Annotated in this window: 15 protein-coding genes; 6 read left to right on the plus strand and 9 right to left on the minus strand. The window is 73.1% G+C overall.

The window, feature by feature from the left end; translation table 11 throughout:
- Positions 1–107 precede the first annotated feature (107 nt).
- Positions 108–1,001 (minus strand): aldo/keto reductase, encoded by an 894-nt coding sequence (locus ABZ249_RS21110; RefSeq protein ID WP_355265528.1) that lies wholly within the window; start codon positions 999–1,001, stop codon positions 108–110.
- A 44-nt stretch (positions 1,002–1,045) separates the two neighbouring features.
- Between ABZ249_RS21110 and ABZ249_RS21115 the strand changes: the two genes are divergently transcribed.
- Positions 1,046–1,423, plus strand: coding sequence for a MerR family transcriptional regulator (locus tag ABZ249_RS21115; protein WP_355265531.1), 378 nt, complete (start codon positions 1,046–1,048; stop codon positions 1,421–1,423).
- Between the two features lie 183 nt (positions 1,424–1,606).
- On the opposite strand, the gene ABZ249_RS21120 is transcribed toward ABZ249_RS21115, so the two are convergent.
- Positions 1,607–2,050 carry a hypothetical protein gene (locus ABZ249_RS21120; protein ID WP_355265534.1) on the minus strand — a complete coding sequence of 148 codons (444 nt, stop codon included), beginning with the start codon at positions 2,048–2,050 and terminating at the stop codon, positions 1,607–1,609.
- 380 nt (positions 2,051–2,430) lie between these two features.
- Between ABZ249_RS21120 and ABZ249_RS21125 the strand changes: the two genes are divergently transcribed.
- Positions 2,431–4,848, plus strand: coding sequence for a glycosyltransferase family 4 protein (locus ABZ249_RS21125; protein ID WP_355265536.1), 2,418 nt, complete (start codon positions 2,431–2,433; stop codon positions 4,846–4,848).
- Here the strand turns inward: ABZ249_RS21125 and ABZ249_RS21130 are convergent.
- Entirely contained in the window at positions 4,829–5,800 is a 972-nt protein-coding gene (locus ABZ249_RS21130; protein ID WP_355265539.1) for a hypothetical protein, read from the minus strand. The two genes, ABZ249_RS21125 and ABZ249_RS21130, sit on opposite strands and share 20 nt — an antisense overlap.
- 373 nt (positions 5,801–6,173) lie before the next feature.
- Between ABZ249_RS21130 and ABZ249_RS21135 the strand changes: the two genes are divergently transcribed.
- The 3 genes from ABZ249_RS21135 (at position 6,174) to ABZ249_RS21145 (ending at position 9,642) form a co-directional block, all read left to right on the plus strand.
- On the plus strand, positions 6,174–7,250 hold the full coding sequence (locus ABZ249_RS21135) for a pilus assembly protein TadG-related protein (protein WP_355265542.1): 1,077 nt from the start codon (positions 6,174–6,176) through the stop codon (positions 7,248–7,250).
- Between the two features lie 72 nt (positions 7,251–7,322).
- Positions 7,323–8,213: a hypothetical protein gene (locus ABZ249_RS21140; RefSeq protein ID WP_355265545.1), complete on the plus strand. Its 891-nt coding sequence runs from the start codon at positions 7,323–7,325 to the stop codon at positions 8,211–8,213.
- 646 nt (positions 8,214–8,859) lie between these two features.
- A complete protein-coding gene (locus ABZ249_RS21145; protein ID WP_355265548.1) occupies positions 8,860–9,642 on the plus strand; it encodes a hypothetical protein in 783 nt (260 codons plus the stop codon).
- A gap of 272 nt (positions 9,643–9,914) precedes the next feature.
- Here ABZ249_RS21145 and ABZ249_RS21150 read toward each other — a convergent pair whose 3' ends face one another.
- The 6 genes from ABZ249_RS21150 to ABZ249_RS21175 all read right to left on the minus strand — a co-directional run bounded on the left by ABZ249_RS21150 (position 9,915) and on the right by ABZ249_RS21175 (position 19,357).
- Positions 9,915–10,961 (minus strand): pectate lyase, encoded by a 1,047-nt coding sequence (locus tag ABZ249_RS21150; RefSeq protein ID WP_220562819.1) that lies wholly within the window; start codon positions 10,959–10,961, stop codon positions 9,915–9,917.
- 202 nt (positions 10,962–11,163) lie between these two features.
- Complete coding sequence (locus ABZ249_RS21155) at positions 11,164–12,876, minus strand: ABC transporter family substrate-binding protein (protein ID WP_355265553.1); 1,713 nt, start codon at positions 12,874–12,876, stop codon at positions 11,164–11,166.
- 77 nt (positions 12,877–12,953) lie between these two features.
- The gene (locus ABZ249_RS21160; RefSeq protein WP_355265556.1) at positions 12,954–15,155 is read right to left on the minus strand and encodes an ABC transporter ATP-binding protein; all 2,202 of its coding nucleotides are present in this window, start codon (positions 15,153–15,155) and stop codon (positions 12,954–12,956) included.
- A gap of 13 nt (positions 15,156–15,168) precedes the next feature.
- The gene (locus tag ABZ249_RS21165) at positions 15,169–16,080 is read right to left on the minus strand and encodes an ABC transporter permease (RefSeq protein WP_355265558.1); all 912 of its coding nucleotides are present in this window, start codon (positions 16,078–16,080) and stop codon (positions 15,169–15,171) included.
- Between the two features lie 79 nt (positions 16,081–16,159).
- The gene (locus ABZ249_RS21170; RefSeq protein ID WP_355265561.1) at positions 16,160–17,140 is read right to left on the minus strand and encodes an ABC transporter permease; all 981 of its coding nucleotides are present in this window, start codon (positions 17,138–17,140) and stop codon (positions 16,160–16,162) included.
- Between the two features lie 579 nt (positions 17,141–17,719).
- A complete protein-coding gene (locus ABZ249_RS21175; RefSeq protein WP_355265564.1) occupies positions 17,720–19,357 on the minus strand; it encodes a family 2 glycosyl transferase in 1,638 nt (545 codons plus the stop codon).
- 600 nt (positions 19,358–19,957) lie between these two features.
- On the opposite strand from ABZ249_RS21175, the gene ABZ249_RS21180 reads away from it, so the two are divergent.
- Positions 19,958–20,383 carry an ATP-binding protein gene (locus ABZ249_RS21180; protein WP_355265680.1) on the plus strand — a complete coding sequence of 142 codons (426 nt, stop codon included), beginning with the start codon at positions 19,958–19,960 and terminating at the stop codon, positions 20,381–20,383.

Consider the following 20,383-nt stretch of genomic DNA (forward strand, 5'->3'; position numbering starts at 1 on the left):
GTGTTCTCCTCGGCAACACCTCTAGGACGCCAGGGGGGACACGGACGGTGCCGGGGCTCCGGCCCCGTGGCCGGGAGCGGCCACGGGACACGGGCGGCGGCGGGCGGTCAGCCCGCCTCCGCCGGCGGGGCGTCGAGGCGGCGGACCTGGTCGTCGGTCAGCTCCAGCCGCGCGGCCGCGGCGTTCTCCTCCAGGTGGCCGACCGAGGTCGTCCCCGGGATCGGCAGGATGTGGGCGCCCCGGCGCAGCAGCCAGGCCAGCTGCACCTGGACGGGGCTCGCCCCCGTCTCGGCGGCGACCTCCGCCACCGGCGAGGCGGCCACCGCCTCCCCCATCGCCACCGGGAAGAACGGCACGAACGCGATGCCCAGCTCGGCGGTGCGGTCCACCACCGGGTCGTGGTCGCGGGCCGCGTGGTTGTACAGGTTCTGGACGGCCGAGATCGGGGCGACCGCGTGCGCGCGCTCCAGGGTGGCGACGTCCACCTCCGACAGCCCGATCGCCCGCGCCTTCCCCTCCCGCTGCGCCTGTGCCAGGGCTCCCACCTGGTCCTCGATCGGGACGGCCGGGTCGACGCGGTGCAGGTAGAGCAGGTCGATCGTGTCGGTGCCCAGGCGGCGCAGGCTCGCCTCGACCTGCTGGCGCAGGTAGGCGGGGTGGCCCAGCGGCACCCATTCCTCCGGGCCCGGCCGGGTGACGCCGACCTTGGTGGCGATGGTGGCGCCCGTGCCGCGCAGCGCCTCCCCGAGCAGCCGCTCGCCCTCGCCCAGGGCGTAGGCGTCGGCGGTGTCGAAGTGGTCGATGCCCAGTTCCAGGGCCCGGTGCAGCAGGGCGATGAGGTCGTCCCGGTCGGTGGGGGCGCTCCAGACGGGGGCCGTGGCCCCGGACCGCCGGTGCGGGGCGTCGGCGAAGCGCATGGTCCCCAGGCCGATCCGGGAGGTGGAGAGGGAGTGCGCGGGGGCGGTGTTCCGCTCGAGGGTGCCCGTGGTGTTCTCTGTCATGCGAGGACGTTAAGAGCTGACATCGGTGAGAGGGGCAAGGGGACGTGGCACGGATCACCGGAATGCGGATCGGGGACCTGGCCGCGCGGACGGGTGTCGGCGTGCGGCTGCTCCGGTACTACGAGGAGCAGGGGCTGCTGGCGCCGCGGCGCACGGCGGCGGGCCAGCGGGTGTACGAGCCCGGTGACGTGGAGACGGTGCACCGGATCCGCCGCCTGTTGGAGGCGGGGCTGGGCACCAAGGTCATCCGCACCGTTCTGGAGTGCGCGTGCGGCGGCGGGGGCGACGTGGAGCCCTGCCTGGACCCGCTGCTGGCGCGGGAGCTGGAGCGCATGGACGACGAGCTGGCCCGGCTCGCCCGGCACCGGAGGGCCGTCGCGGAGCTGCGCCCGGGGGCGCGGGCCGACGCCGCGGCGGGCTGAGCGCGCACGGCGGGCCGTCGCCGCGGGGTCCGTCCTCCCCGGGAGCACCTGCGCGGCGAACAGACCCGGCGCGCAGGCGAGGGGCCTGCGGGCCCGGTACTGACCCCGGAGGCACGGGCGGCACCGCGCACGCGCCCCGGGTCCCGGCCGCCCGCCATCGGCCGCCCCGGGCCGGCGCGCGGGTCAGAAGAGGAAGTGCCCGGCGAAGCCGGCCAGGGGCAGGGCGCGGTCGTCCGCGGCCCTGCGCAGGGTGCCCAGGCCCTGGTCATGGCGGGTGCCCGCCAGGTGGACCACCGCCACGACCAGGAGGAAGACGGCGACCCCCGCCCAGGAGTAGGTCAGCGAGATGTTCGGGAAGGCCGCCGCGGCGGCGGCCAGGAGCGCGACCGCCAGGGCGAGCAGCGCGCCGCCCCGCACCAGGCGCCTGGGGCGCACGCGGTCCCTGATCGACTCCAGGCTGTGGACCTCGACGGTGAACTCCTCCTTGCAGGTCGGGCAGACCACCGGGTGGATCACCGCCCCCGTGGCCGGGCGCCGCACCTTGACGGTCACCGACTGACCGGTGTGGTTCCGGCGCCTGCTGTGGGCCAGGCGGACGGTGGCGACGGGCGAGGGGCGTTCGGGCATGGGCCGGTCCTTCGTGCGACGGGGGTGCGGACCAGGTTAGGGCACCGTGGTCCGAGGGCGGTCCCGACGGATAGGGGTCCGCGGCGGACGAGCGCGGGCCGGAGCGGCGGCACGGGCCCGGAGCGGCCCCGGGACCGCCCTCCGTGTCGTACGGACCCGCGCCGGCGGCCCTGTGAACAGCATGCAAAACACCGACATACCGTGGCAAACCTTCCGGCAGGAGTTCACAGGACCGCACGTCGGGGGTGGCCGCCGCTCTTAGCCTGTTCATTCCCGCACCGCTCCGCCCGCCCCGGCGGCGGGGCGTCCGGTGCGGGTGGGCGACGACCGGGGCCGGTCCGCGCGGGGGCGCGGACCGGCCCCGAGAACACGGGGGCCAGGTGAAGATCGCTTATCTGATCAACGACATGTACGGCATCGGTGGCACCATCCGTACCGTCGCCAACCAGGCGGCGGCCCTGGCCGTCCGGCACGAGGTGGAGATCGTCTCGGTGTTCCGCCACCGCGACGAGCCCGCCCTGCCCGTGCCCCCGGGGGTGGCCCTGCGCCCGCTCGTCGACGTGCGCGACCACGACGGTTCCACCGGGGTGGGCGGCCGACCGCTGTACGAGGGATCGGAGCGGGCCGGCCTCCCCCCCGTCCTCTTCCCGCCCGAGGACTCCCGGGGCTCGACCCACAGCAGGCTCACCGACGACCGGCTCGAGCAGTACCTGTCCACCACCGACGCCGACGTCGTCGTCGGCACCCGGCCCGGGCTCAACGTCGTCATCGCCCGGTGCGCCCCCGACCGCGTGGTCAAGGTCGGGCAGGAGCACCTCACCTACGAGCAGCACTCCGGATCGCTGCGGCGCGTCATGGCCGAGGAGTACCCGGGCCTGGACGCCTTCGTGACCGTCACCGAGGCCGACGCCCGCACCTACGCCCGGAACATGCCGCTGCCGGGCGTGCGGGTGCTGTCCATCCCCAACTCGGTCCCGGCCCCGCCGTTCACCACCAACGGGCACAACAGCCGCACCATCGTCTCCGCCGGGCGGCTGGCCCCCAGCAAGCGGCACGACCTGCTGGTGAAGGCGTTCGCGTCGCTGGCCGAGGAGTACCCCGACTGGACGCTGCGCATCTACGGCCGCGGCGACCGGCGCAAGACTCTGGCCCGGCTGGTCGGCTCCCTGGGGCTGCACGACCGGGTGTGGCTCATGGGTCCGCACACGCACGTGGAGGAGGCGTGGGCGCAGGGGGCGTTCGCCGCGGTGACCTCCAGCGAGGAGCCGTTCGGGATGACCATCGTGGAGGCGATGCGCTCGGGCCTGCCGGTGGTGAGCACCGACTGCCCGCACGGTCCCGCCTCCATCATCCGCGACCAGGAGGACGGCTTCCTGGTGCCCAACAAGTCCGTGCAGGGCATAGCCGAGGGCATGTCCCGGCTCATGGCCGACGACCGGCTGCGGCAGCGCATGTCGGCGGCGGCGCTGGCCGACTCCGAGCGGTTCGACCCGGCGAACGTGGTGCGCCTGCACGAGGGCCTGTTCTCCGACCTGGCCGGGGCGCCGCTGACCGCCTCCGACGTCGCTCCCCCGGTCCCGGTCCCGGCGCCGCGCGCCGAACCCCCCGTCTCCTGCCGGGTGCGCGCCGGCGGCGACGGGCTGGTGACGCTGTCGTTCACCGACCCGCCCGACCTGGTCGAGCTGGTGCGCCCCGGGCAGCGCGTCACCCTGGCCCCGGACTGGCGGGGGCAGGTGGTGGTGGACCCGGCCAGGGAGCGGCTGGCCGCCGTCACCTGGGAGGTGACCCGGGTCGACGGCGACGCCATCACCCCGGTGCGGGACCTGGAGATCCACCAGCAGGGCTACCCGTTGGCGCCCAAGCGGACGCCGGAGCTGTCCCTGGTGATCCCGACCCGCTCGGCCAAGGGCGGCCTGCTGCTGCACGTGCGCCGGTCGGCCCACCACGCGGAGGTCGAGCACGTGGAGGTCGCCGAGGGGCTCATCACCGTCCAGGGCCGGGTGCTGGGGCACGACGAGGCCGACGCCCGCGCCCGCATGGTGGTGCGGCTGCGCAACTCGCCCCGGACCCTGCGGGAGTTCTCGTCCCCGGTGGCGATCGGCGGCCTGTTCACCGCCGTCATCGACCCGGCGGCGGTGGTGCGCGGCCGCCACGGCGACTCCGAGACCTGGGAGATGCGTCTGGTGCTGTCCAACGGCACCGAGTGCAGTGTGGGCCGCCACCTGCCCGGGGTCGTCGGGTACAAGAAGATCATCGAGTACCCGGCCCAGGACGTGCGCCCCGCCCGCGGGCCGGGGTCGCGGGTGCGCCCCTACTACACGGTCAACGACCGGCTGGGGCTGCGGACCTCGCCGCTGGCGCCCACTGTGGAGGTCGAGGACGTGCGGGTGCGCGCCACCGCCCGGGGCGACCGGCTCCGGTTCGCGGTCCGGCTCACCGACGCCCTGCCCGAGGGGGTCGCGGCGGCGGTGGAGGTGGTGCGGGGCTCCGACGCCGGGCAGCGGTACCCGTTGGACGTGGAGGGCCGCCTGCTGACCGGGACGCCGCCCCTGCTGGCCCGCCCCGAGTACACCGGCACCGACGGCCTGCGGGCGACCTGGCAGGTGCGGCTGCTGGTCGGCCCGGCCGGGGCGCTGAGCCGGATCGGCGCCGGGAGCGTGCTCGGGCACACCGCCCGGCGCTGGAACCACGGCCCCTACGTGCGCTCGGTGACCGCGTCGCCGCTGGCCAACGGCGACCTGAAGGTCACCGTGGCCGACGTGCACCTGTGGTCGGCGATCAACCGGCGGCTCCGGTGAACGGGTCGCCCCCGCCGTTCGCGGTGCGGATCATGCGCTGGGCGCGGCCGAGCCGCTCCAGCAGCCAGTCGGGCATGTGGTCGGCGCTGCGGGGGAAGCGCACCGCGTCCCGGTAGAAGTCGCGGGGGTCGGGTTCGGCGTCGAACTCCGGCGGGTTGCCGTGGTCGAAGTGGACGCCGATCTCGCGGGACTCCTTGACGGTGAGCCTGGCGGTGAACCAGGTGCCCTTGCCCGGCTGGTACATGCCGGTGCGCAGCCGGTCCAGCAGCCGGGCCGCCTCCGGCGGCAGCAGGTCCCATTCGCGGCCGTCCTCGCGGGCGACCTCCACCCGGGTGGAGGCCACGCCGACCAGCGCCTTGTGGTCGATGACGATCTGCCTCCACTCGCCCCAGACCGCCGCGACGGTGCGGTCGGCGATCTCCTGGACGGTGTCCATCATCTCCTCCGGGGTCATGTCGCCCGGGTCGATGCGGCCCTCGCGCGAGGCCCCGGGGGCGGCCAGCGCCATCCACGGCGACACGGTCTCCGGGACCAGGTCGCCCTCCAGGCGTTCCAGCAGCCAGTCCGGCATGTGGGCGCGGTCCCGGGGGAAGTGCTCCAGGTCCAGCAGGTAGCTGTCGTTGTCGCGGGGCTCGTCGAAGTGGGGCTCGTTGTCGTGGTCGTAGCGGACCCGGTAGCGGGCCGGGCGCTCCAGGTCGTAGTAGACCGTGTACCAGGTCCCGGTGCGGGGGCGGGCCATCCCCGCCCGCAGCTCCCGGAGTTCGTCGAGCAGCGCCAGGGGCGGGACCCGGCCGACACGGCCGCCGTCGGGGAGCAGGGCCTCCAGGTGGATGGACTCGCAGTCGACCAGGCCCGCGTACACCAGGCGGAGTTTGATCCAGTCCTGCGGGGCGGCCTCCAGGAGCACCGACCCGATCCGGCGCAGGGACCGGTCCTGCTCTACCGCTGTCATCGGAGTACGGGGATTCATACTCTCGCCTTCTGGTCACCGGGCCACCGCCGGCCGGGCGGTGGATCTGCTGATACGGAATGTGTCGGACAGCGTCCATCCTCTCCGCTGGAGTCGGTTTTTGTCGGACACACGCGCTGGAAAGCCGGGTGTGTCACGGAAACGATGCCGAACACACCCTTCCCGTGTTCCCGGGCGGGCGCACCCCGGCGACCGCACCCGGCCACGGGCCGCCCTTCCACAGGGAACCCCGGCCCCCTACCGATCGCCGTGGCCTCGGGGTAGGCTGCGCCCGGTGGCCCCAACGTGGTCGGGTGCTCACCCCGTGCCATTCGCGGCCTTCCCCGCCCGCCCCCTTCACCCCTCGGACGACAGCATGGGATCGCCGACCCCCGCCCCCCGACGACGCCACCTGCTCGGTCACCGCGACGACGGGCAGGCCAACATCCTGCTCCTGTTCGGGCTGACCCTGGCCCTGCTCGCGTTGACGCTGCTGTTCGTGCGCGTGGGGGCGGCCGGGGACCAGCGTTCGCGGGTGCAGACGGCCGCGGACGCCGCCGCGCTGGCCGCGGTGAGCGCCCTGCAGGAGTCGGCGGCCGAGGACCTGGTGGAGGGGCGCTTCCCCATGCCCCTGTTCGACGAGGAGGTCGCCCGGGAGCGCGCCGAGGAGTACGCCCGCGCCAACGACGCGGTGGTCACCGACCTCCGGGCCAGCGACAACGTCATGGGCCGCAACGGCAACATCGTGCGGGTCGAGGTGCGCGGGGCCATCTGCCAGAAGGAGCTGGAGGAGGACGGCTCACGGCACTGGGGCGACGTGACGTGCGACGGCGAGGAGGACGGGAGCACGCGGGTGGGGACGGCCGCGGCGATCGCGATCGCGGAGTTCCCCGAGTGCGGGCGCGACGACGGCGGGATCTACTGCTCGGGCGCCGAGGTCACCAGCCTGGACCAGGCCCGCCGGGTGGTGAGCGTGCACCTGGTCGACCAGGAGGGGCGCTACGAGTTCGACCCGAGCCGGGTGGTGTTCGGTGCCGGGGCGATCGTCGACTGCGCCTCGCTGGGGCAGCTGCACCCGACCATGTGCCAGGTGCACGAGACCCTCCAGCAGGAGTTCGGCGGGTTCTACCTGACCGCGGGCGGCTACCGCAGCGAGCCCACCAGCGACCACGGCTACGGCATGGCCGTGGACTACATGATGGCGCCCATCGGGACCGTCCCCACGCCGCAGATGCACGACAGCGCGGTGGGCGTGATCGACTGGATCATCCAGAACGCCCACCGGCTGGGCGTCAAGGGCCTGATCTACGACCACCACATCTGGAACGCGACCAGGGGCGACCCGGTGGGCCCCTGGATGGAGGTGCGGCGCTTCCACCAGAACACCGGGAACCTCACCCAGGACCACGTGGACCACATCCACCTGGCGGCGGGGCCGGGGAACATGCGGTAGCGGCGCGCGAGGGTTGTCCACAGGTCCGGAGAAGGGCTTGTCCGGGCCCGGGCCCGCACCGAACCTGGATCCATGACCCGTGACCCCCTGGACACCGAGAGTCCCCCCGCGCCGGCGCACGAGCCCCTGCCGGACCGGGGGCTGCTGCTGCGGACGCTGCGGCCGATCGTGCCCGTGCTGTCGCCCCACGCGGTGGTGCGCGACCTGACCGCCGCCTACCTGTGGGGCGTCGACCTGACCGGCCCCGAGGAGCACATCACCCGGTCACCGCCCCGGGTGGCGCTGCCGCCGGGCACACCACTGCGGGGCCTGCCGGTGGCGGTGCGCCGGGAGGTGGTGCCGGCCGCCGACCGGGTGGTGGTGGAGGGGATCCCCGTCACCTCCGCGGCGCGCACCGCCGCCGAGGTCACCGCCCGGGCCCCGTCGGTGCCGATGGCGACCGCGCGCATCGACGCCTTCCTCTCCCGGGGGCTGGCCGCCCCGGAGCGGGTCCTGGGATACCGGCACCTGTTCACCGAGGCGCACTTCCGGCGGCTGCGCACGGCGGTGGGCTACGCGTCGCCGCTGAGCCGGTCCCCCGCCGAGTCGTGGCTGCGCGCGGTGATCCTGCAGGCGGGCCTGCCCCCGCCGCAGGCGCAGTGCCCGGTCCGGGTGCACCACCGGACGCTCCACGCCGACCTGGGGTGGCCCCGGTACCGGCTGGCGGTGGAGTACGACAGCCTGCTGCACCACAGCGGCCCGCGGATGGAGCGCCGCGACCGGGCCCGGTACACGCTGATGCGCGCGGCGGACTGGCAGGTCGTGCCGGTGACGATCCACATGCTCCAGTGCCACGCCCCGAAGCTGCTGACCCGGATCCGCGACGAGCTGGCCGCCCGGGGCTGGGAGTGCCCGCACGGGGAGCGGGAGCGGATCCGGCGGCGCATCCGGGGCTTCGAGCGCCGGCCGCCCCGGCTGCGGTGAGGGGGCGCCGTGGACCGCGGACACGCGCTGGCGGAGTACGCGGCCGTGCTGGCCCTGGTGGCGGTACTGGTCGTCGCGGTGCTCCCCGCCCGCCCGGCCTGGGAGGGGGTGGAGCGGTCGCTGGACCGGGTGGTGCAGGGCCCCGGCTCGGCCCCGGACTGGACCCTCGACCCGGTGGCCGCGGCGGACGTGCTGCTGCGCTGCGGGCGCGGACTGCCGCGCCCCGACCCGGTGGGCAGGGTGGACTGCGCCCTGGCCGTGCTGGCGCTGCTGGACTCGGAGGTGCTGGAGGCGACCGTGCTGCGGCTGGAGGCGGAGGAGCTGTACGAGCTCTTCTCCAGCCGCTCCTTCTCGGAGGTGCCGGCCGCCCGGATCGCCGTCCGGCTGCTGTGGGAGCACGCCGCGGAGGAGGTGCTGCGCCGGCTGGCGCGGACCGAGACGTTCGGGTTCCTGGAACAGGCCCTGGACTCCCCCGCCGGGGACTGGATCCTGAGGTTCGTGGGCACGGGTGGTGATCGCGTGTACGCGATCCTCGAACAGAACGCTGCGTCACCGCGTCGTACCTTGGGCACGCACAACACCGCGATGTCGTCCGGACGCCCCGGGCGACGACCCCCCGTACCCCCCGCGATCCGCGCGTGGTCGCGTGAACCGCAGAATCGAGGTCGAGGCCGTGTCGTCGATGTCGTCGTTGCCCGACACCGCGCCCGAGGACGAGTCGGCCGCCCCGGTCGGGCGACCCGGGTGGCCGATGACCCTGGCGATCCTCGCCGTGTGCCTGGCCGTGGTCGCCAGCGGCTGGTGGGTGGCCCGGGTGGTCCTCAAGGAGCCCGAACCCGAGCGGCCCTCCCCCGAGGACGCCGCGGCGTTCGTGCTGGACGCCGCCGAGCGGATGGAGGCGGCCGACTCCTACGCGCTGACCTTCACCCGGCTCCGGGAGGGGCGGCCGGTGGGCGAGGGCACCGCGTCCTACGACGTGTCCGGGAACCCGCGGTTCGAGCTGTCCTTCACCTACGCGGACGGCCCGGAGGTGTACCACTACGACCTGGGGGACGGTGTCCCGATCACCACGGCGGGGCACGGGCTGCAGATCCCGGAGGAGCCCTCCGAGGCGGACCGGTACCTGTGCTCGGCGATGTTCGGCTCGGCCAAGCTGCGCGAGATCGCCGAGTCCTCCGAGGACCTGGAACTCGCGTCCCGGGAGGAGCTCGACACCGGTGCGGGCGACGTCACCGCCCTGCGCTACGAGGGGACGTTCACCGCGTGGGTCGGCGGCTACGACTCCGGCACCGGGACCAACACCCTGGAGTCGCTGGAGGGGGTGCCGTTCACCCTGTGGCTCACGCCCGACGGGGACCCCCTGCGCCTGGCCTACGGCACCTCGACCGGTCTGGAGGAGCTCTACGAGTACGGCCCTCCGCCCTCCTGAGGCCCAGCCGGGGACCGGCCCGGCCCGCCCGCCGGACCGCCGGGACCCGGCCGCCCTACCGGGACCCGCCCGGCCGGGCGCCGCCGAGGGACGGCGGGCCCGGAGCACCGTGCCAGGGCCACGGACGGACCCCGGACGGGCCCCGCTCACGCAGACGGCGGACCGGGACGCCGCGCCGGTCCCGGGCGCCGACGGCAGGGAGTGGAGACGGATAGGGCGGCGGGGCCGCTGATCGGGCCGGGGGTGGCGCGCCGGGGCGTGGGCGGCGCGGGTCAGTGGGGGGCGCCGGCGGTGGCGGAGACGATGTCGGGGACGTCGGCGGTGTCGTCGAGCTCGTAGGCGTAGGGAGGGTCGTCGACCGAGCCGAAGAGCTCGGGCTGGGCGGTGTCCACCAGGAGGTTGTCGCGGGTGAGGGTGGCGCCGGGCTCCTCCGGGTCGATCCGGACGGAGATCCCGAAGCCGTCGAAGTAGTTGCCCTCGACCAGGACGGCGGCGCCGTACCCCGACTCCACCCCGTACTCGGCGTCGCCCCGGTACAGGTTGTTGAACACGTGCACCTCGCCGCCGCGGACCCGGGGGCTGCGGGTCTCGGTGCCGTCGAAGAGGTTGTGGTGGACGCTGACCCGCAGCGCCCCCGGCTCCTCCTCGCGGCCGCCGATGCTCAGCGCCGCGTCGGCGTCGCGGAAGTGGTTGCGGGAGACGGTCACGTGGTCGGCGCCGCCGGTGACGGACACGAGCGGGTCGCCGCCGCCGTCCCGCAGGGTGTTGCCGTCGATCCACACGTGGTGGGCTCCGCCGCTCACCGACACCGCGGTGCCGTCGGTGTCCAGGGTCAGGCCGCTGACGATGACGTTGGCCGCCCCGTCCACGGCCAGGCGCCCCCCGGTCAGCTCGGCGCCCTCGCCCGCGGCGGCGACGAGGGTCTTGTCGGAGCCGATCTCGACGGTCCCGTCCAGGTCGATGCCGCCCGAGACCTCGATCACGAGCGGCTCCTCGGCGCTCAGGTGCCGGGCGAGCTCGTCGGCGCCGGTGGCGGTGACGGTCTCGCCGGCGGCGCCGCCGGTGACCGCGGGGAACTCCTCGCCGTCCCGTTCCAGCGGCTGGGCGGCCCAGCCGACGGGGGCGGCCGCCCCGTCGTCGGAGGCCGGGGCCGAGGGGCCCGCGCTCTCGTCGCCCGTGTCGGGCGCCGGGGAGGCCGCCCCGGCCTGGGCGGGCTCTGAGGCGGGTGCGGGAGCGGGGTCCTCCCCACCGGAACAGGCGGCCAGGGCGGCGCCGAGCGCCAGGGCCGTCGCGACGGCGAGGAGCGAACGTGCGGTCATGGGGAGCTTTCCAGCGAGCGGGGCGGGGGGTGGAGGGGGGATCCGATCCACACCTTGCCACAGCACGGGCCGCGGTCCCAACCCGGCCCGCACGGGCCCCGGAACACAGGAGGGCGCCGACCCCGCGAGGGGGTCGGCGCCCGGAGGACGTTCACCGGCGGCGGGTCAGGGCCGCCCGTGACCGTTTCTCACAGAGGGAGGACTACTCCGCGGCCCAGCCGATGTCCTCGTAGACGTAGTCGCCCGCGAGGCCGACCTCGCCCCAGTTGTGGAGGTTGTCCTTGAGGACGTACTGGCCGGGGCGCTCGAACATCGGGATGGTCAGCACCTCGTCCCAGATGGCGGCGTCGATCTGGTTGGCGATCTCCGCGTACCGGTCGGGGTCGGTCTCCTGGCCCAGCTCCTCGAACAGGTCGTTGATCTCCGGGGTGGAGTGGAAGCTGGTGTTGTTGCCCCAGTCCTCGCCGGCCTCGTCGTACGGGCCGCCGAAGTTGCCGGCGCTGCTGGTGGCGTACGGGTTGGTGCCGGTGAGCACGAACGCGGCCAGCTCGTAGTTGCCCGGGATGATGTAGTCCGAGAACAGGGCGTTGCCCGGCACGTGCTGGACGTCGACCTCGATGCCGATCTCCGCGAGCATCTCGCGGGTGATGTCGGCCTCGTCCTTGGCCAGCTGCATGTCGTCGGAGGCGACGTAGCTGAGGGTCAGGGTCTCACCGTCGGCGTTGGTGCGGAACTCCGCACCCTCCTCCAGGGTCCAGCCGGCCTCGTCGAGGAGCTCGCGGGCCCGCTCCGGGTTGTACTCGCCCAGCTCGCCGCTGTTGTCCTGGTAGCCGTGCTGGCTGGAGCGCAGGAGGCGGTTGACCTCGCCGGTGACCGGCCAGTCGACCGGGCTCAGGGCGACCTCGGCGAGGGTGTCGCGGTTGATGCCCATGGCGAGGGCGTGGCGGACGTTCTTGTCGGCCAGGATCTCGCTGCCGGCGTTCACCGAGACGAAGCGGTGGCCGTTGTTGACGGCGCGGGTGAAGTACGCGCCCTCCTTGCCCTCGAGGAGCTGGTAGCCCGCGGCGTCGTAGCCGAGGTAGAAGCCGTCGATCTCACCGTTGTTGAACGCGGTGGCCTGGCCGTCGATCGCCACGTTCACGAAGATGATCTCGTCGAGCAGCGCGGGGTCGCCCCACCAGTCCTCGTTGCGGCTGACGGTGATGCGCTGGGTGACCTCGTCGAACTCGGGGTTCGCGAACGGGCCCGCGGTGACGAACTCCTCGCCCTCGGTGTAGCCCTCGGCGAACAGCTCCTCGTCCTCCATGTACTCCTTGGGGTACACGATGTCGAAGAGGGCCGGCCAGTCGGAGTACGGCTGGGAGAACTCCAGGGTGAAGGAGTACTCGTCCTCGCCCTGGACGACCTCCTCGATGTACTTGTAGCCGTCGTCGCCCTGGATCTCGAACTCGCCCTCGACGTCACCGTTGATGACGGCGACCATGGCGGCGTAGTCCTCCCAGGTCACGGGCTCGCCGTTGGACCAGGTGGCCTCGGGGTTGAGGGTGAAGTCGACCGTGAGGCCGTCCTCGCTCACCCCGTAGTCGAGCACGTACTCCTCGCGCGGCTCGTAGGTGCCGTCGGGCTGGAAGCGCGTGATCGAGGGCATCAGGGAGCCCATGACGCGACGGACGTCGGCCTTGTTGCCCTGGATGTGGACCATGTTGTACTGGTCCTCGTACTCGCTGAGGGCCCAGACGAACTGGCCGCCCTCCTGCAGCTCCTCGCGGGGCGCCGGGTTCAGGTCGGTCGCCTCGAGGGAGGCGTTCTCCTGCTGGGCCTCCTCGGGCGACTGCTCGTCGCCGCTGCTGCACGCGCTGGCCGCAACGACCAGTGCCGCGACGGGGGCGAGATAACGCGCCTTCCCGATTCGCATGGGGATTCCTCCTCTGGGGATGGGTAGGCCGACGCGCGGGGCGGCGTCGGCCCGTGCCGTATCGAAACCGGACGGGTCTAGAGGACCGACCGCCGCTCCGCGAAGTGGCAGGCGGTCGCCTGGTCGCCACCGTTGGTGGCCTCCAGCGCCGGTTCGACGCTCATGCACCGCTCCTGTTCGGGTTCGGAGAGGGTGACGAACTTCTGGCACCTGGTCCGGAACCTGCAACCCGATGGCGGGTTGGCGGGGCTGGGCAGGTCGCCGTCCAAGACGATGTGCGTGCGCGCGCGCTCCTTCTCCGGGTCGGGGATGGGGATCGCGGACAGCAGCGCCTGGGTGTAGGGGTGTGCGGGCCGGGTGTACACCGAGTCGGTGTCGCCGATCTCGACGATCCGGCCCAGGTACATGACGGCCACGCGGTCGGCGATGTGCCGGACCACGGACAGGTCGTGCGCGACGAAGAGGTACGACAGGCCCAGCCGGGCCTGGAGCTCCTCCAGGAGGTTGACCACGCCCGCCTGGATGGACACGTCCAGGGCGGACACCGGCTCGTCGAGCACCAGGAGCTTGGGCTCCAGGGCCAGGGCTCGGGCGATGCCGATGCGCTGGCGCTGGCCGCCGGAGAACTCCGAGGGGTAGCGGGTGGCGTGTTCGAGGTTGAGGCCCACCAGCTCCAGCAGCTCGTAGACGCGGGCGGTGGTGTCGGCCTCGCTGTACCGGTGGGTGCGCAGCGGCTCGGCGATGATGTCGAAGACCGGCATGCGCGGGTCCAGCGAGCTCATCGGGTCCTGGAACACGATCTGCATGTCGCGGCGGAGGGCGAACCGGTCGGCGCCGCTGATCTTGGAGGTCTCGCGCCCCATCACGGTGACGGATCCGCCCTGAGGCTTGGCCAGCCCCATGATCTCCATGAGGGTGGTGGACTTGCCGCAGCCGGACTCGCCGACCAGGGCCAGGGTCTCGCCCTCGCGGATGTCGAAGTCGATGCCGTCGACCGCGTAGACGGTGCCGACCCGGCGCTTGAACACCGCGCCCTTGGTGAGCGGGTGGTGCTTGATCAGCGACTCGACCCGCAGCATCTCGGTCCGGTCCTCGCGGCGCACCGCGGCGGCGGGGACCTCGGGGATCTCCGGGATGGGGTAGATGTCCTGGGCGGTCCAGCCGTTCTCGGCGATCTCGCCGGAGCGGATGCAGGCCACCCGCTGGACGCCCGTGTCGCCGACGGCGGCGGCCTCGGCGGGGGCGCCCGCCTCCTGGGCGGCCCGGATCTGCGCCTCGGAGGGCTGCTCGCCCACCGGGAGCAGGTCGGGTTCGGCCAGCGAGCACTCGGGCTCGGCGATGGGGCAGCGCGGCGCGAAGGGGCAGCCGGGCGGCAGCGCGGTCAGCGAGGGCGGGGTCCCCTTGATGGGGACGAGGGCGCCCTGGCGCTCCAGGTCCATGCGGGGCACGGCGCCGAGCAGGCCCATGGTGTAGGGCATGCGGCTGCCGTAGTAGATCTCGTCGACGGTGCCCATCTCGACGGGGCGGCCCGCGTACATGACGAGCACCCGGTCGACGAACCCGGCGACGACGCCGAGGTCGTGGGTGATCATGACGATCGCCGCGCCGGTCTCCTCGCGGGCGGTGCGCAGCAGGTCCAGGATCTGCGCCTGGATGGTGACGTCCAGGGCGGTGGTGGGCTCGTCGCAGATGATGACGTCGGGGTCGTTGGCCATCGCCATGGCGATCATGACGCGCTGGCGCATACCGCCGGAGAACTCGTGCGGGAACGAGCGGTAGCGGCCCTCGGGGTTGGGGATGCCGACCAGGTCCAGCAGGTGGACGGCCCGCTTGCGGGCCTCCTCCTTGGACGCCTTGGGGTTGTGGACCAGGACGGCCTCGGACAGCTGGTCGCCCACGGTGTAGACGGGGGTCAGGCCCGACAGCGGGTCCTGGAACACCATGGAGATGACCTTGCCGCGGCGGGTGGCCATCTCGCGGTCGTCCAGGCCCAGGATCTCCTCGCCGTGCAGCTTGACCGAGCCGGTGATGACGGCGTGGTCGGGCAGCAGGCCCATGGCCGCCATGGACGACACGGACTTGCCCGAGCCGGACTCGCCGACGATGCCGAGCACCTCGCCGCGGCGGACCGCGTAGCTGACGCCGCGCACGGCGTTCACGTCCGGGTTGCCGTTGAACCCCCGAAAGGTGACGTGGAGGTCCCTGACCTCCAGGACCGGGGTCTCGTCGCCCTGGCGTTCCGAGGCGGCCTCGGTGTTCTCGATGGTCTGTGCGCTCATGTGTGCTTCCCCCCTAGGACCGGCGCGACTTGGACTGCGGGTCCAGGGCGTCACGCAGCCCGTCCCCGATCATGTTCACCGCGAGCACCAGGATCACCAGGAGCACCGTGGGGAACGCGAAGATCCACCAGCTGGTGTTGGCGAACTTGGACCCGTCGGCGATCACCACGCCGAGGCTGATGTCCGGCGGCTGGACGCCGAAGCCGAAGTAGCTCAGCGAGGTCTCGCCGATGATCGCGGTGCTGACCGCGATGGTGGCGTCCGCGATGAGGAGCGACGACATGTTGGGCAGGATGTGCCGGAGGATGATCTTGTGCGAGGGGACGCCCATGAACCGGGCCGCGTGGATGTACTCCCGCTCCCGCAGGGAGATGGTCATGCCGCGGATCATCTTGGAGGTGACCATCCAGCTGAACGCGGCCAGCAGGACCACCAGCATGATCCAGCCCCCGTTGCCGCCGAACTGCTCGGCGAGGATGGCCAGGATGACGAAGCTGGGCAGCACCAGGGCCAGGTCGGCGATCCACATCAGGGCGCGGTCGGTGATGCCGCCGAAGTAGCCGGCGAAGGCGCCGACCAGGGCCGCGATGCCGGTGGACATCAGCGCCACCAGCAGGCCGATGAGCAGCGACTTCTGCAGGCCGGCGGTGGACTGCGTCCAGACGTCCTGGCCGGTCTTGTTGGTGCCCATCCAGTGCTCGGCCGAGGGCTCGGAGAAGAGCGCGGTGTAGTCGCGCTCGCCGACCTCCCAGCCGCTGACGGCCGGTCCGACGAAGGCGAGGATCGCGAGCAGGGCCAGCAGGACCAGCCCGATGATCACCCGGGGGGTGCCCAGGAGCTGGCCGACGATGGCCTTGGCCCGGTTGGGCGCCGGCGGTACGGTCGGGGCCTTTCCGAGCTCCGTGCTCGTTTCGGTGGTGCTCATGACCGGATCTCCAGCTCGATGGCAGCGTGGGCGTACTGGTGGGGCGGGGTGTGCGCGGACGCGCGGTTCCTTGTCACGGTCACACCCGCACCCTCGGGTCGAGCCAGGCGTAGAGGATGTCCGAGAGGAACGACGCCACCATGATCGTCACGGCCATGAAGCAGGAGGCCGCGGCCACGACGTGGACGTCCTGCTGGAAGATCGCGTCGATCAGCCAGGCCCCCATCCCGTGCCACCCGAAGATCTTCTCGGTGAAGGTCGCGCCGGAGACCATCACGCCGAAGGTGAAGGTGAAGTACGTGATGGTCGGGATCAGCGCGGTGCGCAGGGCGTGCTTGAACAGAGCCTTGCGCCGGGTGAGCCCCTTGGCCATCGCGGTGCGCACGAAGTCCGAGCCCAGGACGTCCAGCATCATGTTGCGCTGGTAGCGGGCGAAGGCGGCGAAGAGCGCGACGGCGAGCACGAAGGTCGGCAGGATCGCGTGGTGGATCCGGTTGAGCAGGAGTTCCCATGCGTTGCCGCGGAAGCCCGCCGAGTACTCGCCGGAGAACAGGAAGAGCTGGAAGCCGAGGGCCCCGTTGATCTCGGTGGCGAACACCTGCACGCTGAGCGCGATGACGACGGTGGGGATGGCCAGCACGAAGAACGAGGCGGCGGTCGCCGCCTTGTCGAACATCCGGTACTGGCGCACGGCCGCGTAGGCGCCGATGGCGATGCCCAGGGCGCTGCCCAGGAGGGTGGCCACCGTGATCAGCCGCAGGGTGACACCGGCCTTGAGCCAGATCTGCGGGGTGACGTCCCTGCCCTGGATGGTCTGTCCGAAGTCGCCCTGGGCGACACCGCTCAGCCAGGTCACGTACCGCTGCGCCAGGGGCGTCTGGTCGTTCAGGTTGAGGGTGTCGAGCTGAGCATTGATCACCGCGTCCGTCGGCGGCGGCTGCATCTGCTCGAAGTAGCCGCGCGGGTACAGATTGGCGGCGGCGAGCAGGTACGCGAAGCTCGTCGCGAGGAAGATCAGTACGACGTAGTTCAACAGTCGTCTGACCAGGAACTTGCCCAAAACTCTCTCCGAACCTCACAGCCGAGCCCGGCGCGGCGGTCTGCTGACAGGGCGGTCGTAGCCAAGAGCGCCGGTGGAGGAGGCACGGATCCGCGAGGCTGGTGGCCTGTTAAGCATCCGTGATCCCACTACCACCGGCGGGGGTCACTCCCGGTGACTGCCGAAACACAATTGCGTCCGATTCACGATCAGTGACCGGAATGTCAAGAGTCTGGGGCATCGCTAGACACTCGACGGTAACCAGTGCATCAAGAAAAGACAACGGAGCCCTTTTGCCCGGTGAACTCGTGGCGATTTGTCAATCTTTGCACAGAAAGTCACGAGTGCGTCACCCACAGCTAGAAAAGCGCGCTGAGCTGCGGAGACGCACCCGCCGAACCGGGCGATACGTCATCCCTGTTTACATGAAACCCGACAAACCCGGCAATCATACGACCAAAAGACAGCAAGTTGTCACCCCGGGGAAACACGCTTCCGCTCCGCCGGACCACCGCCGCCTGTTCGCCTCCGGGAGCGCCCGGACCCGCGAAAGGGGTTCCGATGCCCCGGACCGGCGGACATCACCCAGTGTGAGTGGACTTAACCGGACCTAACGAGGGTGCGTGAGCCCTCCTCAGCCCGAGCGGGGTCCCGTGCGCGGGCCGCCTGCGCCACGGCGAAGTCCGGACGGCGCACCCGGGGCAGGAGCGGGGCCGCGCTGCGCGACCGCGCCATCCCCCACCAGGTCCCCAGGCCCCGGGCCGCGTCACCCGCGATCCCCAGCGCGGTCCAGGTGAGCGGGTCGACCGGGGCGGCGCCCCGTGCGGTCCGCCAGGCCGCCGGATGCGGCGCCACCAGGGCCGCGGCGGTGGCCGCCGTGGCCAGCACCGTCGCCGCCGCGGGCCTGCGGCCGCACCGCAGGTCCCGGGTGATCCGCACGGCGCCCAGGGTCAGGGCCGCAGCGGCCGGGGGCCACCAGGCGCCCCTCAGGGCCCGGGACGCGGCGCGGGTCTGGCGCACCAGCCCGGCCGCGACCGCCGGGGCGGTCCGGTCCGCGGGCACGCCGGCGGCGGCCAGGGCCGCCACCCGCACCCCGCCCCCGGCGACGGCCAGGGCGGCGGCCGACAGCGGTCGGCCGGCCAGCAGCGCGGCCAGGACCGCGACGCCGGTCGGGGAGAGTTCGGGGCCGGCCGCGCGGGTGCCGCGCAGGCGGGCCAGCCGGGCCGCGGCAGCGCCGGTCCCGGCGCAGGCCCGCAGGTAGCCGCCGAGGTCGGCGAGCGGCGGGACCCGTACCCGGGACCGGGGCTCGTGGCGCACGGTGAGCCCCCGGTCGGCCAGGGACCACAGCAGCGCGGGCTCGGCGGCCGCGCCCAGGGCCGGGTCGAGGAGGGAGGGGTCCACCGCGGAGCGGCGCAGGACCAGGGCGGTGACCGGGCCCAGCGGGTCGCCGGTGTCGGCTCCGGCCGGGCGGGCGAGGCCGGGGGCGGCGTGCCCCCAGGGCAGCACGGGGGCCGGGTCGGGTCCGCGGTCGGGTCCCACCCGGGCCGCGGCGACGGCGGCGACGGCCGCGGAGCCCTCCCCGCCGGAGGCCGGGAGGTCGACGAGCGTGCGCGGCAGCACGGCGGCGACGGCGGGATCGGCGAAGTGCCCGGTGCACGCCTCCAGCCAGCCCGGCCGCGGCAGGTGGCCGGCGTCGACCAGGGCGACGAGCTCGGCGTCGGAGACGGTGAGGGCGAGCGCGCGGGCCGCGGCGCCGCCCACGGGGATGGGCAGCACCCGGGCGCCGCGCTCCCGGGCGGCCCGGGCGGCGGGCCCGGTGGCGCCCACGACGATCGGCTCCGCTCCGGGGTGGAGCCGGGTGAGCCGGTCCAGGGTCGCGGTCAGTCCGCCCGCCGCGCCCCGGTCGATCACGACGATGTCCACCGTGGGACCGCCCCGCTCCCCCACCGGACGCGAGGACGGGTGGGAAGGGCCGCCCCGAAGGCGTCCGTTGAGGGTGGCGGAGGGAGACGGGTGGGCGAGCCCGGCCGCGATGAGGTCGGCGGCGGTCGCGCCCTCTTCGGCGTCGCGCACCGGTGCCCCGCTGATCCACCTGATGAGTCCGCTGACCTGTCGCGACGTCAGGCGGACGGCGCGGGTGGGGTCGCCGCCGACGAGGAGGTGCCCTTCGTCGGCGAGGCGCACGGCGCGGTCGAGTTCGACGCCGAGGCCGGTCGGCAGGGGGGAGCGGGAGGCCATGTCCCTTACCTTGACGGGTCGTCCCCGAAGTGCGCAAGACCCCGGTATGGGATGAAAAGCGCAACTACGTTACCGCATCGTTACTCATTCCCTTGAGTCACACCAGTCACGGAACCCCGGCCTTGACCGGTCGCATACCCTGACCGAACACCCTCTTTAACCAGGTCAAGAGGGGTCGTTCCGACACGGCCAGGTCGGCCGGGTCCCCGGAAGAGCACGGAGCGTATGCTATGCGCGAATACGCCCTTCAGTGTCGTGGGGCACATCCGATACCAGACACGACCATTCGCCCCGGACCTCCCCCGCACCCCGTCCGCCGCCCTCCCGCCGCGCGCCCGGTCGTGCGGCACCGCACCCCTCCCTGTACCCGGGGGCCTCGACCCGTGTGTCCGCCCCGCGCCGTGACCCGTTCCGGGCATGGACGCGACACCGAGGGGCAGGCGCTGCTCCGCCCTGTCCTCCGAGAACACACCGTGGAGTGAACAGCACATGACCGCAGCAGCACCCCACGACCCCCTCGTCCACCTCGGTGTGCGCGGTGCGCCCGTCCCGGAGCGGGCCGCGAGCGTCGACTCCTCTCCTCCCGTATGTGGTCCGGCAATGGAAGAGCACAACAGATCCGCCAGACGCCGCTTCCCCGGTCTGCCGAGCCAGATCGCGTACGCGCGCAGGTTCGTCGCCCGACAGCTGGCCGACTGCCCCGATCCCACCACCGCCACGCTGTTGACCAGCGAACTGGCGACCAACGCCATCACACACAGCGCCTCGGGGCGCTCCACCGGCAAGTTCGAGGTCAGCGTCCACCGCGCCCCGGGCTGGGCCCGGGTGGAGGTGCGCGACCTGGGGAACCTGAACGAGACGCCCCGACCCCAGCACCGGGACCCCTACGACACGGCCGAGCACGGCCGGGGCCTGGACCTGGTCGAGGCGCTCTCCAGCAAGTGGGGCAGCGAGCCCCGCGGCGACGGCATGGGCCGCCAGGTCTGGTTCGAGCTGGTGTGGGACGAGACCGCCGAGGACGGGTGA

This window comes from Nocardiopsis sp. NPDC006139 (genome assembly GCF_040614155.1).
GTDB lineage: Bacteria > Actinomycetota > Actinomycetes > Streptosporangiales > Streptosporangiaceae > Nocardiopsis > Nocardiopsis changdeensis.

Excerpts from the sequence above, each read along its gene's own strand:
- ABZ249_RS21110 (WP_355265528.1), bottom strand. The coding sequence starts at position 1,001 with ATGACAGAGAACACCACGGGCACCCTCGAGCGGAACACCGCCCCCGCG.
- ABZ249_RS21120 (WP_355265534.1), bottom strand. The coding sequence starts at position 2,050 with ATGCCCGAACGCCCCTCGCCCGTCGCCACCGTCCGCCTGGCCCACAGC.
- ABZ249_RS21130 (WP_355265539.1), bottom strand. The coding sequence starts at position 5,800 with ATGACAGCGGTAGAGCAGGACCGGTCCCTGCGCCGGATCGGGTCGGTG.
- ABZ249_RS21135 (WP_355265542.1), top strand. The coding sequence starts at position 6,174 with ATGGGATCGCCGACCCCCGCCCCCCGACGACGCCACCTGCTCGGTCAC.
- ABZ249_RS21140 (WP_355265545.1), top strand. The coding sequence starts at position 7,323 with ATGACCCGTGACCCCCTGGACACCGAGAGTCCCCCCGCGCCGGCGCAC.
- ABZ249_RS21150 (WP_220562819.1), bottom strand. The coding sequence starts at position 10,961 with ATGACCGCACGTTCGCTCCTCGCCGTCGCGACGGCCCTGGCGCTCGGC.
- ABZ249_RS21155 (WP_355265553.1), bottom strand. The coding sequence starts at position 12,876 with ATGCGAATCGGGAAGGCGCGTTATCTCGCCCCCGTCGCGGCACTGGTC.
- ABZ249_RS21160 (WP_355265556.1), bottom strand. The coding sequence starts at position 15,155 with ATGAGCGCACAGACCATCGAGAACACCGAGGCCGCCTCGGAACGCCAG.
- ABZ249_RS21165 (WP_355265558.1), bottom strand. The coding sequence starts at position 16,080 with ATGAGCACCACCGAAACGAGCACGGAGCTCGGAAAGGCCCCGACCGTA.
- ABZ249_RS21175 (WP_355265564.1), bottom strand. The coding sequence starts at position 19,357 with ATGGCCTCCCGCTCCCCCCTGCCGACCGGCCTCGGCGTCGAACTCGAC.
- ABZ249_RS21180 (WP_355265680.1), top strand. The coding sequence starts at position 19,958 with ATGGAAGAGCACAACAGATCCGCCAGACGCCGCTTCCCCGGTCTGCCG.